Origin of the sequence: Streptomyces spinosus (assembly GCF_020400655.1) — a bacterium.
Taxonomy (GTDB): Bacteria; Actinomycetota; Actinomycetes; order Streptomycetales; family Streptomycetaceae; genus Streptomyces; species Streptomyces argyrophylli.
The window spans coordinates 592,231-607,905 of record NZ_JAINRC010000001.1; the positions used below are offsets into that span (position 1 = coordinate 592,231).

The window sequence follows — 15,675 nt, forward strand, 5'->3', positions numbered from 1 at the left end:
GGGTCCGGCCGGGGCTCAGACCCCGGCGGAACGGCCGTCGTCGACGTGGACGACGTGGAGCTCCCTGCCGTCCCGGTCGCGGCGGGAACGCCCGAGGATGCCCACGGCCAGGTGGGAGGGGTCCTCCGACTCCTCCAGGGCGACGAAGGTGACGACGTCCGGGTGGTGGCCCGTCACCAGCCAGCCCTCGCCGTTGTCCAGTTCGAGCACCCGGAAGTCGCCCGCCGGACCGCCCACGCTCACGGGGCCGTACTCGCGCAGGATCGCGGTGGCCCGGTCGGCGGGCACTCCCCCCGGCTCCTCCAGCACCACGCACGTGCCGTGCTCGAACAGCACCCACGGTTTCCCGGATCCGGCGAGGAGACGCCGCCAGGCGTCGATCAGTGTCTCGGTGTCCACGACGCCCATCCCATCACGGCGCGCTCAGACCTCCCGCCACGCCTCCAGCGCCAGCCCCGGCTCGTCCTTGCGCCGGGTCAGCAGCAGCCGTCCGGCCGACGGGGACAACGTTGCCGCCACCACCCGGTCCTCCTCGTCCGTCGTGAGGGACACCAGCGCGTCCAGCGGGAGTTCGGGACCCGACTCGGTCCACCAGGCGCCCGCCGACTCCTGTTCGGTCGGGTACGCGGCGAAGGCGACGCGGCGGCTCTCGGTCCGCTGGACCAGCAGGGTGCAGTCGTGGCCGTCCAGGTCGCAGCGGACCGCCGACACCGGCCCCGGGCCGGCCGCGGGCAGCAGGGTGACCGGCTCGCCGCCCGGCCGCCAGGCGCACAGGTCGCCGGAGGTGCCGGTGTAGAAGACGGTCGTGCGCCCGGGGGAGGTGGCCAGGGCGCGCAGGGTGCCCGGGCGGACCGGTGCCTTCAGCGCCTCCTGGAGCACGGGCTGGGCGCCCGGCTCGTCCTGACGCCAGTACAGCAGCCCCTGCGGTACGGCCGCGTACAGCTCGACGCGGCCGGACTCCCCCGTGACCGCCGCGAGTCCGTCGTGGACCTCCTTGCCCTTCAGGTCCCGCCAGGGGTCCCAGCCGCCCTTCTCCTTCTGGGCGAGCATGCTGACTGAGCCGCTCTTGTTGCGGACGAAGACGTGGGCGCGGCCCTGGGCGTCCACCGCGACGGCGGGCGTGCCGGTGCGGTCGCCCTTCTTGTCCGGGTGGCCGATCGGGTGCCAGTCCAGGGCCGCCAGGTGCGGGCGGAAGTGCGTGGAGTGCACGAGCCCGGACTCGCCCTTGGCGGTGGGCCGCCAGGAGACGAGGTGAGCGTAGCTGTCGGAGCCCTGACCGACCGCCAGGACGGTGTGCAGTCTCTGCTCGCCACCGACCTTGCGCGGGGCGGACCAGGGGCCGTGGGGGCCGCGCTCCGCCCGGCACAGGACGGCGTCGCCCGACAGCTGGTAGACACTGAGCCGGCCGTCTCGGCCGCGGAGGAGCCAGTCGCCGTTCACCGGTTCACTTTAAGCCGCCCGGTACCGGCCCCGGGGCCCGGCCCCGGCCGTGAGCCGTGGGCCGTGGCACCCTGGGATCCATGACCGGCCCGCTGGACCCCGCCGCCCCTCCCCCCGCCCCTCTGCTCGTCGTGGTGGACGGCGCGAACGTCGTCGGGTCGCGGCCGGACGGCTGGTGGCGGGACCGCAAGGGGGCGGCCGAGCGGCTGCGGGACCGGCTGGCGGGCGAGGGCCTGCCCGGGCACCCGGGTCCCGTGGAGATCGTGCTCGTGGTCGAGGGCGCGGCCCGGGGCGTGGCGTCCGTACCGGGCGTGCGGGTGGAGTCGGCGCCGGGCAGCGGGGACGACCGGATCGTGGAGCTGACCGCCGAGCACGCCGGCCGGCCCCGCCTGGTGGTGAGCGCCGACCGCGAACTGCGCCGCCGCGTGACGGCCCTGGGCGCCGAGGTGACGGGCCCCCGCACGGTCCTGCCCTGAGCGGCACTACCCGTTCACGGGACCGGGGAGCCCTGCCGGCACCCGCCCTCGGCACCCGCGAGGCCCCCGTCGTCAGCCCTGCGGCACCCGCGAGGCCCCCGTCGTCAGCCCTGCGGCACCCGGGCGTACAGGACCGCGCCGTCCACCCTGGCCACCTCCGTGTAACCCGCCGTCAGCAGGCGGTGCAGGGTGGGGAGGCGGGCGGGGGCGTACGGCTTGCCGCGGGAGTCGTCGACGACCAGGGCGGGGGCGTGCGCGGTCATCTCGCGCCGGAAGACCGGCCAGGCACCGGCGACGGCGTACTTCTCGCCGACCTGGGGGCCGTCCCGGCCGCCGCTGTAGTTGGTGAGCAGGCCCGCGGTGAGGTAGCGGGTGGCGGGGGTGCGGCCGGCCAGCCAGTACGTCTCCGGGTGTATCCCCCAGACGAGGACCCGGTCGGCGGGTGCCGTGCGGTGCGCCAGGGCCGCCGCCAGCCGTTCGGCGTGCGCGAGTTCCGGGCGGGGGGCGAGCAGGCCCCAGGCGACGAAGAGGGCGCAGCAGCAGGCCGAGGTGAGCAGGGCGGCCGGGTGCCCGTCCCGGGGCAGGACGCGCAGCGCGGCGGTGGCCAGCAGGGCGAGCGGCGGGATGAGTTGCAGGTAGTAGTGGCCGAAGAAGTGGCAGCCGAGGGCCACGGCGACCGCCGAGGAGGCCAGCCACAGCCACAGCCACGCCTCGGCGGCTTCGGCGCGGGCGCCCCGCAGGGCCCGTACGACCGGTGGGAGCAGCCCCGCCGACGCCACCGCCAGGATCGCGGTGTTGGACAGCGCGCGGGCCAGGACGTGGAGTTCGGAGCCGGTGACGGAGGCGTAGGCGGTGGAGCCGGTCACCGTCCAGAACAGGAAGCCGGCCGGGTCCGTCGCCAGGGCCGCGCCGAGCACGGGTGCGGCGCAGCCGGCCACCAGCCGCGGCAGGCCCGCGCGGGTGCCGCCCCGCTGGTGCAGCAGCCAGGCCACCGGCAGCAGCACCGCGCCGCCGGTCTGCTTGGTGAGGAACGCGGCGGCGACGGCGGCCCCGGCGGTGCCCCAGCGCCCCCGGTCGGCGCACCACAGGGCGGCGGCCGTCCAGGGCAGTATGAACAGCTCGAAGGTGGCGGCCTGCGCGTCCTCGGGGTTGAGCCCGACGGAGACCAGCAGGTACAGCACCCCGGCGGTGCGGCCGGAGCGCTCGCCCCAGCGGCGGCGGGCCAGGGAGGCCAGCAGGGCGGCGGTGAGCAGCTGGGCGAGGACGGCGAGCACCCGCAGCGGGGTCAGGGAGCCGGAGCCGCAGAGCGCGAACGCGGCCTGGTAGAGCCAGGGCAGCAGCGGCGGTTTGCGGTCCACGACGGTGTCGTACAGCTCCCCGCCCTGGGCGAGCAGCCGCGCCTGTACGGCGAGGAAGCCCTCGTCCGGGTTCCACAGCGGCCGGCGGAAGGAGGGGAGCCGGGTGACGCAGGCCAGGGTCGCCAGGAGGGGCAGCAGCCGCGCCCAGTACGCCGTCCGGGGGAGCGTGGTCCGTGCGGGGGCGAGCGGGGCGGCGAGCATGAGCGCACGCTATCCGGCCCCGCCGTCCCGGTCGAAGCGGGACATACGGGGCCGGCCCTCGAGTGTGCGGGTCAGCCGGTCGTCTCCGGCGGGCGCGCGGCCTCGCCGGCCGGGGCCTGCTCGCGCCGGGCGAGACGGCTGTGCGTACGGCCGTAGAAGAAGTAGACGAAGAAGCCGATGACCATCCAGATGGCGAACCGGATCCAGGTCTCGGCGGGCAGGTTGAGCATCAGCCACAGCGAGGCGCACACGGACAGGACCGGCACGAGGGGGACCCACGGGGTGCGGAAGGCGCGGTGCAGGTCCGGACGGGACCTGCGCAGGATGATGACGCTCACGGCGACGACGATGAACGCGAACAGCGTGCCGATGTTCACCAGTTCGGCGAGTTCGCTGAGGCTGGTGAAGCCCGCGACGATCGCGATGACGCCGCCGAGCAGGATGGTGGACCGGTACGGGGTGCGGAACCGCGGGTGGGTGTGCGAGAAGAAGCGGGGCAGCAGCCCGTCGCGGCTCATGGCGAAGAAGACCCGGGACTGGCCGAGCAGCAGGATCATGCACACCGTGGTCAGGCCGACGGCGGCGCCGAAGCTGATCAGGCCCGAGTACCAGGGGTGCCCGGTGGCCTTGAACGCGTCGGCGAGGGGCGCCTTCACGGACAGCGCGCTGTACTTCTGCATGCCGGTGACGACGATCGACACGGCGACGTACAGGGTGGTGCAGATGATCAGGGAGCCCAGGATGCCGCGCGGGACGTCGCGCTGCGGATTGCGGGTCTCCTCGGCGGCGGTGGCGACGACGTCGAAGCCGATGAACGCGAAGAAGACCACGGAGGCCGCGGTGAAGATGCCCATGACGCCGAAGTGCGAGGGCACCCAGCCGAACATGAGCTGGATGAGGGGGGCCTTGAGGTTCCCGGCCGCCTCGGCGGACTGCGCCTTCGGGATGAAGGGGTCGTAGTTGCCGCCCTTCACGAAGAAGGCACCCGCGATGATCACGACGAGGACGACGGCCACCTTGACGGCGACGACCACGGAGGTGACCCGCGCGGACAGCTTCATCCCGATGACGAGGATGGCGGTGAGCACCAGGACCAGGGCCGCGGCGAGGATGTCGAAGCCGAAGCCGGTGGCACCGTCCCGGCCGGAGAGGGCCTCGGGCAGGTGCCAGCCCGCGTTGTCGAGCAGCGAGGCTATGTACCCGGACCAGCCGACCGCGACCACGGCCGTGCCGAGCGCCAGTTCGAGGACGAGGTCCCAGCCGATGATCCAGGCGGGGAGTTCGCCGAGCGAGGCGTAGGAGAAGGTGTAGGCGGAGCCCGCCACGGGGACGGTGGAGGCGAACTCCGCGTAGCACAGGGCGGCGAGCGCGCAGACGACACCGGCCACGACGAAGGACAGCGACACGGCGGGGCCGGCGGTGTTCCTCGCCGCCGTGCCGGTGAGGACGAAGATTCCGGTGCCGATGATGACACCGACGCCGAACACGGTCAGGTCGAGGGCGGTCAGCGACTTCCTGAGCGAGTGTTCGGGTTCCTCGGTGTCCTGGATGGACTGCTCGACGTTCTTCGTCCGGAACAGCGCGTTGCTCACGTACCTACCTCCCACGCTTGTGAGACCTCGATATGGCTCAACATGATCGAGAGGGCCTGGGAGCGTATTCCCCGGCACAGGCAGGTTCACGCAAACGGGCCGGTTCCGCCACCGGGGAAAGGAGCGGAACCGGCCCGTGGGGGCGTGTCCTGGGGCCTGCCGTTCGGATCGTGCCGGGCTCGCGGGGTCCGGCCTGATCCAGACGGAAGACCCTAGTCGCGCGCGGGCTCCACGGAGTCCACGGCACCCGCCGTACGGTCGAACCGCCCGTCCAGCTTGGAGACGAGCCCGGTGACCTGGCGGGCGATGTCGGGCGCGGTCAGCCCGATCTCGGCCATGACCTCGGCGCGGGAGGCGTGGTCGAGGAAGCGCGGCGGGATGCCGAAGTCGCGCAGCGGCACGTCCACGCCCGCGTCCCTGAGGGCCTGGGCGACGGCGGAGCCGACACCGCCGACGCGGCTGTTGTCCTCGACGGTGACGACGACCCGGTGCCGTTCGGCCAGCGGGGCCATGGCCTCGTCGACGGGCTTGACCCAGCGGGGGTCGACCACGGTGGTGGAGATGCCCTGCTTGTTCAGCAGCTCCGCGATCTCCAGGCACATCGGGGCGAGCGCGCCGACGGAGACCAGCAGCACGTCCGGCCGGTCGGTGCCCGGCTCCCGGAGCACGTCCATGCCCCCGATCCGGCCCACGGCGGGTACGGCGGGGCCGACGGCGCCCTTGGAGAAGCGCACCACGGTCGGCGCGTCCTCGACGGCGACGGCCTCGCGCAGCTGGGCCCGCACCTGGTCGGCGTCGCGCGGCGCGGCGAGCCGCAGCCCCGGCACCACCTGGAGGATCGACATGTCCCACATGCCGTTGTGCGAGGCGCCGTCGGTGCCGGTGACCCCGGCCCGGTCGAGCACGAAGGTGACGCCGCACTTGTGCAGGGCCACGTCCATGAGGACCTGGTCGAAGGCGCGGTTGAGGAAGGTGGCGTACACGGCGAAGACCGGGTGGAGCCCGGCGTAGGCGAGGCCGGCGGCGGAGACGGCGCCGTGCTGCTCGGCGATTCCGACGTCGTAGACCCGCTCGGGGAAGCGCTTGGCGAACTTGTCGAGACCCACGGGCTGGAGCATGGCCGCCGTGATGGCGACGACGTCCTCGCGCTCCTCGCCGAGCCTGACCATCTCCTCGCCGAAGACGGAGGTCCAGTCGGCGCCGGAGGAGGCGATCGGCAGCCCGGTGTCGGGGTGGATCTTGCCGACGGCGTGGAACCGGTCGGCCTCGTCCTGGAGGGCGGGCTGGTAGCCGCGGCCCTTCTCGGTCAGGCAGTGCACGATCACCGGCCCGCCGAACCGCTTGGCGCGGGCCAGCGCCGACTCCAGCGCCTCGATGTCGTGGCCGTCGATCGGGCCGACGTACTTCAGGCCGAGGTCCTCGAACATGCCCTGCGGGGCGATGAAGTCCTTCAGCCCCTTCTTGGCGCCGTGCAGGGTCTCGTACAGCGGTTTGCCGACGACCGGGGTGCGGTCGAGGATGTCCTTCGTCCGTGCCAGGAAGCGCTCGTAGCCGTCGGTGGTGCGCAGCGTCGCCAGGTGGTTGGCGAGCCCGCCAATGGTGGGGGCGTACGACCGCTCGTTGTCGTTGACGACGATGACCAGCGGCCGGTCCTTGGCCTCGGCGATGTTGTTGAGCGCCTCCCAGGCCATGCCGCCTGTCAGGGCCCCGTCACCGATGACGGCGACGACGTGGCTGTCGCGCCGGCGCAGCTGGTTGGCCTTGGCGATGCCGTCGGCCCAGCCGAGCACGGTGGAGGCGTGGCTGTTCTCGATGACGTCGTGCTCGGACTCGGCCTGCGAGGGGTAGCCCGAGAGGCCGCCCTTCATCTTCAGCCTGGAGAAGTCCTGCCGGCCGGTGAGCAGCTTGTGCACGTAGGACTGGTGGCCGGTGTCCCACAGCACCTTGTCCTTCGGGGACTCGAACACCCGGTGCAGGGCGATGGTCAGCTCCACGACACCGAGGTTGGGGCCCAGGTGCCCGCCGGTCTTGGAGACCTCCTGGACGAGGAAGGTCCGGATCTCCTCCGCCAGCTGGTCCAGCTCCTCCAGGCTGAGCCGGTCCAGATCGCGCGGTCCCCTGATGCGGGTCAGCAGCGGCACCCGTGCCTCCTTGCAGTAGAGCTGATCGAGCTGTTGCCGGGCTTGGACGAGTCTAATGTTCCGATCTCGCGCCCGACGGCCGGGCGGGGGGTCATGACTCACGCGAACGGCTGTACCCGTGCGGCCGGTCCCGACACGCCGTTGCCCGGCACCGTGGGACGGTGCCGGGCAACGGCGTGGTGCGTCGGGCAGGCTCAGGCGCGGCCGGCCGACTTCTGGGTCTTGCGGGTGATCGAGTCGATGACGACCGTGGCGAGGAGCACGCCACCGGTGATCATGTACTGGATCGGGGTGGCGATGCCCTGCAGGGCGAGGCCGTACTGGATCGACGTGATCACGAGCACACCGAGCAGCGCGTTCCAGGTGCGGCCCCGGCCGCCGAAGAGGCTGGTGCCGCCGATGACGGCCGCGGCGATGACGTTCATCAGCAGGTCGCCGGAGCCGGCGCTCTGGTTGGCGGCGGCGATCTTGGAGGCCCAGAACAGACCGCCGACCGAGGCGAAGAAGCCCGCGATGGCGAAGACCGAGACGCGCACCAGGGTGACGTTGATACCGGCGCGGCGGGACGCCTCGACGCTGCCGCCGAGCGCGAAGACCTTGCGGCCGTACGCGGTGCGGCGCAGCACGAAGTCGCTGCCGACCAGGACGACCACGAAGAGCAGCACCGCGAGCGGCAGGCCCTTGTACTGGTTGAACATGACCGCGACGCCGAACGCGGCGACCGCGAGCAGCGCGGTGCGCAGCACGATGTCGCTGAGCGGGCGGGACGGGATGCCCGCGAGCGCGCGGCGGCGGTTGCCGAGGAAGGCCGAGAGGAAGTACCCGGCGACCGCGACGAAGGCCAGCAGGTAGGCGGCGGCCACGTCCGAGAAGTAGTACGTGGTGAGCTTGCCGACCACGCCGTCGCCGTCGATGTTGATCGTGCCGTTCGAGCCCAGGATCTGGAGCATGAAGCCGTTCCAGAACAGCAGGCCGGCCAGGGTGACGGCGAACGCGGGCGCGCCGATCCGGGCGAAGAAGAAGCCGTGCAGGGCACCGATGACGGCGCCGGCCGCGAGGGCGGCGAGGACGGCGAGCCACTCGTTGACGCCGTGCGTGACGCTCATCACGGCGGTGATCGCCGAGGAGACACCGGAGACGGAGCCGACGGAGAGGTCGATCTCGCCGAGCAGCAGCACGAAGATGATGCCGACCGACATCATGCCGGTGGCCACCATGGCGACGAAGATGTTGTTGAGGTTCTCCGCCCCGAGGAAGGCGGAGTTCAGGCTCTGGAAGATCGCGCAGATGGCGATGAGGCCGACCACGACCGGCAGGGCGCCGAGGTCGCCGGCGCGCATCTTCCGCTTGAACTCGGTGACGTAGCCGGCGAAGCCCTGTTCGCGCACGAGCAGGCGGGGGTCGACGGCGGGGGCGGCGTCGGCCGCGACGGCGGGCGCGTCGACGGGCTCGGCCTGGGTCTTGTCGATGCTCACTTCTGAGCCTCCGCGGTGGTGCGCGCCGCACGACGGGTCACGGCGTTGTCCGTGGCGCCGGTGATGGCGGAGATGATCTCTTCCTGCGAGGTGGTCTTGACCTCGAACACGCCGTTGTTGCGACCGAGCCGCAGGACGGCGACCTTGTCGGCGACGGCCTTCACGTCGGCCATGTTGTGGCTGATCAGGATGACCGCGAGGCCGCGCTCGCGCAGCCGCTCGACGAGGTCGAGGACCTGGGCGGTCTGCTCGACGCCGAGGGCGGCGGTCGGCTCGTCGAGGATGACCAGCTTGGGCTCGCCGAGCATGGAGCGGGCGATGGCGACGACCTGGCGCTGACCGCCGGAGAGCGACGCGATCGGGATGCGCACGCTGGGGATGCGGATGGACAGCGTCTGGAGCAGCTCGCGCGAGCGGCGCTCCATCTCGACCTCGTCCAGGACACCGCGGCGCTTGATCTCACGGCCGAGGAACAGGTTGCCGACGACGTCGATGTTGTCGCACAGGGCGAGGTCCTGGTAGACCGTCGCGATGCCCAGGTTCTGGGCGTCGTGCGGCCGGTTGACCGTGACGGGGCGGCCCTCCCACTCGATGACACCGTCATCGATGGGGTGCACACCCGCGATCGTCTTGACAAGGGTGGACTTGCCGGCGCCGTTGTCGCCGACGAGGGCAACCACCTCTCCGGCGTGGACCTCAAGCTCTACGTCGGTGAGCGCCTGAACGGCACCGAATCGCTTGGAGACCCCGCGCAACGCCAGCACAGGCGTAGCGGACACGTGAACCATCTCCTTCGCCGCCCGAGCCTGACCCCGGCGGGAGGTTGAACATGAAGAGTGAGGGGCGTTCCGTCCGGCGCCCCGCCGTTGTGCTGCGGGGCTGTCGGCGGCGGGGCGCCGGACGTGCCGGCACGGGGCGCGCGGACAGTGGGCGCGCGCCTTTCGTGCAGGCCGGCGGGACCGCCGCCTGGGCGGCCCCGGGGGGTGTTACTTCAGGCCGATCTTGTCGCAGGCGGCCTTGTACTTGGCCGTGCAGATCTCGTTGGCCGTGTAGTAACCCTGCTTGATGACCGTGTCCTTGATGTTGTCCTTCGTCAGCGAGACGACCGGGACGATGACGGACGGGATGCCCTTCTCGGTGCCGCTGTCGACGGTGCTGGCACCGAGCGAGCTGTCGACCTTGCCGGTCTTGGCGATCGAGACGGCCATCTTGGCGACGGTCTCGGCCTCCTGCGGGTAGGACTTGAAGACGCTCATGTACTGCTCGTTCGCCACGATGCGCTGCACGCCCGCCAGCTCGGCGTCCTGGCCGGTGACCGGGGGAAGCGTCTTGAGGCCCGCGCCCTTGAGCGCGGTGATGATGCCGCCCGCCATGCCGTCGTTCGCGGAGTAGACGCCGACGATCTTGTCCTTGCCGAGGGCGGTGATGGCGCCCTCCATGTTGGCGTTGGCGTTCTCCGGCTTCCACTCCTTGGTGTCGTACTCCTTGCCGATGTTCACCTTGCCGTCGAGCACCTCGTGGGCGCCCTTCTTGAACTGCGCGGCGTTCGGGTCGGTCACGGAGCCGTTCATCATGACGATCTTGCCGGACTTGGCCTTGCCGCCCAGCGCCTTCAGCAGCGCCTCGCCCTGCGTCTTGCCGACCTCGACGTTGTCGAACGAGGTGTACGCGGAGATGGGGCCCTCGGCGAGGCGGTCGTAGGCGACGACCGGGATGCCCGCGTCCTTGGCCTTCTTCACGCCCTGGGCGACCGCCTTGTAGTCGACCGCGTCGAGGATCAGCACGTCGACCTTCTTGGTGATCATCGTGTCGATCTGCTGCGACTGCAGGGTCGCGTCCTGCTTGGCGTTGAGGTACTCGACCTTGCCCTTGCCGTTCGTCAGATCCTTGATCTGCTTCTCGATGATGGGCTTGTCGAACTTCTCGTAGCGGGCGGTCTGGTTCTCCGGCAGGAGCAGACCGACGGTGATGTCATCACCCTTGTGGGTGGTCGTCTTCCCGCTGTCGCCGTTGCCGCCGGACTCCTTCGCGCTGCCGCAGGCGGCCAGCGAGACGGTCATTGCGGTGGCACAGAAAGCAAAGGCAGCACGACGCATGCGCTTGTTCACTCTTCAAACCTCCCTGACGAGGCCGCGTCGTTGCGGCCGAGGTGGCTGGAAGTCAACTCGGCCACACGTGCGACGTCAAGAAGTAAATCCTTAACGAGATGGCAACGGTGCCATCCGTTCTCTAAGTGAAGGCAGGAGCCGCCACCGGCAGTGCACCCTCCAAAAGGGTCGAATCGCCCATCTCGCTGAGCGCGAGGGCGAGCGCTCCGAGCACCTCCGCACGGCCGCCAAGTGCCCCGGGGAGAACGGACAGTTGGCGCGCCGCGCTGGGAATGGCGTAGCGGCCGACGGACTCCCTGATCGGCCCGAGCACCAGCTCACCGGCCTCGGCGAGATCACCGCCGAGGACCACCCGGCTCGGGTTCAGCAGGTTGCAGAGATTGGCCACCCCGCTTCCGATGTGGCGGCCGACGTCGGCGATCACCCGACGGCAGCCCGGGTCACCGTCCCTGGCCAGCCGCACGACGCCTTCCAGCGTCAGGCTGGAGCCGTGACTGGGCTGGAGCAGCGGGAGCACATAGCGGGCCGCCGCGAACGTCTCCAGGCAGCCGCGGTTTCCGCAGCGGCAGACCGGGCCGGATTCGTCGAGTGTAATATGCCCGATTTCTCCAGCTGTGCCGCCCGGGCCGCGATAGATCTTCCCGTCGATCACCAGACCGGCGCCGACACCGCTCGCGACCTTGATGTACGCCAGGTCCCGGACGCCCTTGCCGCTGCCCCAGACCAGCTCGCCCAGGGCGCCGAGGTTGGCGTCGTTGTCCACGTGCACCGGCACGCCGAGCCGTTCGCGCAGTTCCTCGGCGGGCTTGGTGCCGCCCCAGCCGGGCAGGATCGCGGTCGAGCCGAGCGTGCCCGACTCGACGTCGATCGGGCCCGGCACCCCGAGCCCCACGCCGGCCACCTTGGCCCGGTCCACGCCCGTCGCCGCGATCAGCCGGTTGACCAGCTGTTCCGCCCGGTCGAACCCCTGGTCGGCGGAGGCGTCGACGTCCAGCGGCTCGGCCTCCTCGGCCAGCACCTGATGGGCGAGGTTCCCGACCGCGACCCGGAGGTGGGTGTGCCCGAAGTCGACCCCGATCACGATGCCGGCGTCCCCGCTCAGGCTGACGCTGCGGGCCCGCCGCCCGCCTGCCGACGTGGGCGTGACCTCGACGGTTCCGCCGTCCTTCAGCTCCCGCACGATGTTCGAGACGGTCGCGGCGGACAGCCCGGTCGTCCGCGCGATCTCCGCCTGCGTGAGGGATCCGGCCAGGCGTACGGCCCGGACCACCCGCTCCAGGTTGGCTCGGTGCAGTGACGACTGCGACCCTGGAGTCTCCACGACGACCTCCTGAGCGCGGGGCCGCTTCGGCGAGGCCCCGTGTATGTCCAACTAGTGAACTCTAAGCTGAGCCGTTCGGGGCGACTCCCGTCAAGAGGTTGAACCATTTCCGGGTACATGGACACGCCGACGCACACCTCCCCCGGGGAGGGGACGGTGTGCGTCCTGGAATGATCCCGGGGCCTGCCCGCGCCGGGTCGAGCCCCTATTTGAGCGCCCCCGCGGTCAGCCCCTGCACCACCTGGCGCTGGAAGACGATGTACGCCGCGAGCACCGGCAGCATCGCCATGACCAGGCCCGCGAAGAGCCCCGACCAGTCGCCCTTGTAGCCCTGGCTGGCCGCCAGCTGGACCAGTCCCTGGGTGAGGACCTTCTTGTCGGGGTCGGTGTTGAGCACCGTGGGCAGCATGTACTGGTTCCACTGGCCCAGGAAGTTGAAGATGCCGACGCTGATCAGACCCGGCTTCGCCATGGGCAGCATGATCTGGAAGAACGTACGCGAGTGCGAGGCACCGTCGACGAAGGCCGCCTCCGCCACCGAGGTGGGCAGCGTGCGGAAGAACGCCGTGAGGAAGAAGACCGTGAACGGCAGCGAATAGGCGATGTAGACCAGGATCAGGCCGTGGATCGTGTTCAGCAGCCCCATGTTGTTGACCACGTAGAACAGCGGGACCAGCGCGAGCATGATCGGGAAGCTCATGCCGCCGACGAACAGGTAGTAGACGAAGCGGTTGCCCGGGAAGTCGAAGCGGGCCAGCACGTACGCCGCCATGGAGCCGAGCACCAGGGTGCCGACCAGTGAGCCGCCGACCACCAGGACGGTGTTCAGGAAGTAGTCGCTCATGTTGGCGTCGGTCCACGCCCGCGCCCAGTTGTCGAAGTGCAGCGTGTCGGGCAGGGACCAGGGCGAACCGAAGATGGAGCTGTCGTCCTTGAAGGACGTCATCACGGCCCACACCAGCGGCAGGACCACCATGACGGCCCAGATGACCAGGATGCCGTGGGAGAAGACGTTGAGGACGCCGCCCTCCCTCTTCCGCCCGGGGGACGGCACGGCCGGCGGCACGTCCACCTTGGTCACGCCGGCGCCGGACTCGGCCGGCAGCGGTGCGGGGGTCTCGGTCGTCTTCATCGCTTCAGTACTCCAGCCGCTCGCGGCGGCCCAGCCTCATCACGATCGCCGCGAACGCGAGCGTGACGACGAGCAGGGCGACGCCGATGGTGGTGGCGTAGGCGGCCTGACCGTCCCGGAACGCCTTCTGGTACACGTACAGGACCATCACCGTGGTCGAGTAGTCGGGACCGCCCGGTCCGGTCGTCATGATCTGTACGACCGCGAACGACTCGGCGCCGAGGGCGAGGATGCCCATGTACACCCAGCCGGACTGCACGGTGTCCCACAGCAGCGGCAGGGTGACGCGGAAGAAGGTGGTGAAGCGGCTGGCGCCGTCCAGCAGCGCCGCCTCGTACAGCTCGGCCGGGATCGAGGCCATGCCCGCGGAGAACAGCACCACGAAGAAGCCGACCGTGGACCACACGAGCACCGCCATCACGCACCACAGGGCGAGGCTCGGATCGCCCAGCCACAGCGGCTGCACGCCGTCGAGGCCGATGCCGCGCAGCAGCGAGTTGATCGCACCGCTGTCCGGGTTGTAGGCGAAAGCGAACAGCAGCGCGACGATCGCGATCGACAGCACCTGCGGGAAGAAGTAGACGATCTTGTAGAAGGACGAGCCCCGGACCCCGGAGATCACGGGGCCGCCCCTTCTGCGCCGTCCGCCCACGTTGATCATGAAAGCGAGGAACAGCGCGAGACCGATCGTCACCACCGGCAGCACCAGAGCGAACAGCAGACTGTGCTGTAGCGACTTCCAGAAGATGTCGTCGTCGAGCATCCTCTTGTAGTTGTCGAAGCCGACCATTTTGAATTCGGGGCTGAGGCCCGTCCAGTCCGTGAACGAGTAGTAGATGGACTGGATGAACGGCCACACCACGAAGAGCGCGTACAGTCCGAGGGGCAGTGCCAGAAACCCCACGATGAACCGGTACTTGCCGTGCTGCATCGCCACTCCGGTGCTGTCAGGGTGCTGGATTACTGGTGCTTGTAGTGCTTGATCGAGGTGTCCTTGGCCGCTTCGTCGGCAAAGCCCTGGATCTTCTTGACGGCCTCGGCCGGGGTGAGCCGTCCGGCCATCATCTCGCCGAGACCGGCCACGCCGATCTTCTCCTTCTGCAACTGCACGTACCAGTCCTGCAGCCGCGGATTCACCACGTTGGACCCGGCCTTGTCCAGCGCCGCCACGCCCGACTTCAGACCCGGTGTGAGGCTGATGCCGCTGGTGCCCCCGTTGTACGCGGTCAGCGACTTCACCTTGGCGGTGAAGTTCTTCGAGGACGCCTCGGAGAGCATGATGCGCAGCTGTTCCATGCCGCCCTCGGCGTTCTTCGCCTTGGCCGGCACGATGAAGGGCTCACCGCCGGAGGCCCAGATGGTGCCGAACGGCAGCTTGTCGGAGGAGTCGATGCCGGTGGGCGCGGACACCGCGAGGTCGAAGTCGGCCGGGATGACGTTGGCCGACTCGTTCTCCACCCAGGAGCCGTTCGGGATGAACAGCGCCTCGCCCTTGGCCCAGGCGGTCTGGGACTGGATGTGGTCCAGGCCCGGGGTGCCCTTGAGCACGTAGCCCTTCTTGTACAGCTCGTAGTAGGCCTCGAAGCAGGCCTTGACCGCGGGGTGCTTCCAGGCGTTCGGCTCCAGGTTGTCGATGGCGTCGAGGACCTCGCGGCCGCCCACCTTGCCGATCATCGGGTAGAGCGAGAAGGGGATGTAGTACGGGTACTTGCCCGCGTACGTCCAGCCCGCCATGCCCTTCTTCTTGGCCTTCTCGCAGACGGCCAGCATCTGGTCCCAGGTCTGCGGGTACTCCGCGTCCAGCGAGTCGAGGGCCTTCTGCGAGTACCAGACGCCGTAGACCGTGTAGGCGTAGTACAGGATCCAGACCGGCTTGCCGTCGAACTGGCCCATCTCCACGATGCCGGGGCGCAGTGTGTCGCGGACCTTCTTGGCCGGGTCGTCGTACGACGGCGCGTCCAGCAGCGGGGTGAGGTCCGCGAGCTGGTTCTTGCCGACGAGCACCCCCATGTCCATCTGCTCGGCCCCGGAGTTGTCGATGAGGTCCGGCGGGTTGCCCTGGTTGAAGCGGGGCTGCAGGGTGGACTGGATCTTCTGGGTGGCGGCGAACTTCACCTTGGCCTTGGGGAAGTCCTTCTCGTAGACCTTCACGGCGTCCTCGGCGTATTCCTTGCCGAAGCCGCCGTCGAAGAGGACGAACTCCATGCCCGCGGTGTCGTTGACGCCGAGGGGGTTCTTCGCGGTCTTCTTGCCCGCCTTCGCCTTGTCCTGTCCGTCACCGCCGCCGCTGGCGCAGGCGGACAACAGGCCCATTCCCGGTGCCGCGACCAGGCCGAGCGCCGCGGACCGCTTGATCAGATCACGACGGCCTACACCTTCGACGCCGTGGTGCACAGTGGATCCCATGCTCAAGTCCTCGCCTTCTCCAGGA

Annotated in this window: 13 protein-coding genes; 1 reads left to right on the plus strand and 12 read right to left on the minus strand. The window is 70.3% G+C overall.

The annotated features are described in order from the left end of the window. Positions 1-15: 15 nt before the first annotated feature. Together LG395_RS02535 and LG395_RS02540 are read right to left on the minus strand one after the other, a co-directional pair. Positions 16-408 (minus strand): hypothetical protein, encoded by a 393-nt coding sequence (locus tag LG395_RS02535; RefSeq protein WP_225808266.1) that lies wholly within the window; start codon positions 406-408, stop codon positions 16-18. Positions 409-423: 15 nt separating this feature from the next. Then, a complete protein-coding gene (locus tag LG395_RS02540; protein WP_225808267.1) occupies positions 424-1,440 on the minus strand; it encodes a PLL family lectin in 1,017 nt (338 codons plus the stop codon). A gap of 80 nt (positions 1,441-1,520) precedes the next feature. Here LG395_RS02540 and LG395_RS02545 point away from each other — a divergent pair, with 80 nt between their 5' ends. Further along, on the plus strand, positions 1,521-1,916 hold the full coding sequence (locus LG395_RS02545) for a PIN domain-containing protein (protein WP_225808268.1): 396 nt from the start codon (positions 1,521-1,523) through the stop codon (positions 1,914-1,916). A gap of 104 nt (positions 1,917-2,020) precedes the next feature. Here the strand turns inward: LG395_RS02545 and LG395_RS02550 are convergent, their stop codons facing one another. From LG395_RS02550 to ngcE, 10 genes are all read right to left on the minus strand, one after another. Further along, positions 2,021-3,475, minus strand: coding sequence for a glycosyltransferase family 39 protein (locus LG395_RS02550; RefSeq protein WP_225808269.1), 1,455 nt, complete (start codon positions 3,473-3,475; stop codon positions 2,021-2,023). A gap of 71 nt (positions 3,476-3,546) precedes the next feature. Further along, entirely contained in the window at positions 3,547-5,067 is a 1,521-nt protein-coding gene (locus LG395_RS02555) for an amino acid permease (RefSeq protein WP_225808270.1), read from the minus strand. Positions 5,068-5,279: 212 nt separating this feature from the next. Continuing rightward, the gene (dxs, locus tag LG395_RS02560; RefSeq protein ID WP_225808271.1) at positions 5,280-7,208 is read right to left on the minus strand and encodes a 1-deoxy-D-xylulose-5-phosphate synthase; all 1,929 of its coding nucleotides are present in this window, start codon (positions 7,206-7,208) and stop codon (positions 5,280-5,282) included. A 194-nt stretch (positions 7,209-7,402) separates the two neighbouring features. Beyond that, on the minus strand, positions 7,403-8,683 hold the full coding sequence (locus LG395_RS02565) for a sugar ABC transporter permease (protein WP_171151878.1): 1,281 nt from the start codon (positions 8,681-8,683) through the stop codon (positions 7,403-7,405). Next, positions 8,680-9,471 carry an ATP-binding cassette domain-containing protein gene (locus LG395_RS02570; protein WP_171151880.1) on the minus strand — a complete coding sequence of 264 codons (792 nt, stop codon included), beginning with the start codon at positions 9,469-9,471 and terminating at the stop codon, positions 8,680-8,682. The genes LG395_RS02565 and LG395_RS02570 overlap by 4 nt, the downstream gene beginning before the upstream one ends. A gap of 198 nt (positions 9,472-9,669) precedes the next feature. Next, on the minus strand, positions 9,670-10,743 hold the full coding sequence (locus tag LG395_RS02575) for a sugar ABC transporter substrate-binding protein (protein ID WP_225808272.1): 1,074 nt from the start codon (positions 10,741-10,743) through the stop codon (positions 9,670-9,672). A 169-nt stretch (positions 10,744-10,912) separates the two neighbouring features. Next, on the minus strand, positions 10,913-12,112 hold the full coding sequence (locus LG395_RS02580; RefSeq protein ID WP_171159609.1) for an ROK family transcriptional regulator: 1,200 nt from the start codon (positions 12,110-12,112) through the stop codon (positions 10,913-10,915). Between the two features lie 205 nt (positions 12,113-12,317). Then, positions 12,318-13,244: a carbohydrate ABC transporter permease gene (locus tag LG395_RS02585; RefSeq protein ID WP_171151884.1), complete on the minus strand. Its 927-nt coding sequence runs from the start codon at positions 13,242-13,244 to the stop codon at positions 12,318-12,320. A 4-nt stretch (positions 13,245-13,248) separates the two neighbouring features. Next, positions 13,249-14,175: a carbohydrate ABC transporter permease gene (locus LG395_RS02590; RefSeq protein ID WP_171151886.1), complete on the minus strand. Its 927-nt coding sequence runs from the start codon at positions 14,173-14,175 to the stop codon at positions 13,249-13,251. 29 nt (positions 14,176-14,204) lie between these two features. Beyond that, complete coding sequence (ngcE, locus tag LG395_RS02595) at positions 14,205-15,650, minus strand: N-acetylglucosamine/diacetylchitobiose ABC transporter substrate-binding protein (RefSeq protein WP_171151888.1); 1,446 nt, start codon at positions 15,648-15,650, stop codon at positions 14,205-14,207. Positions 15,651-15,675 lie beyond the last annotated feature (25 nt).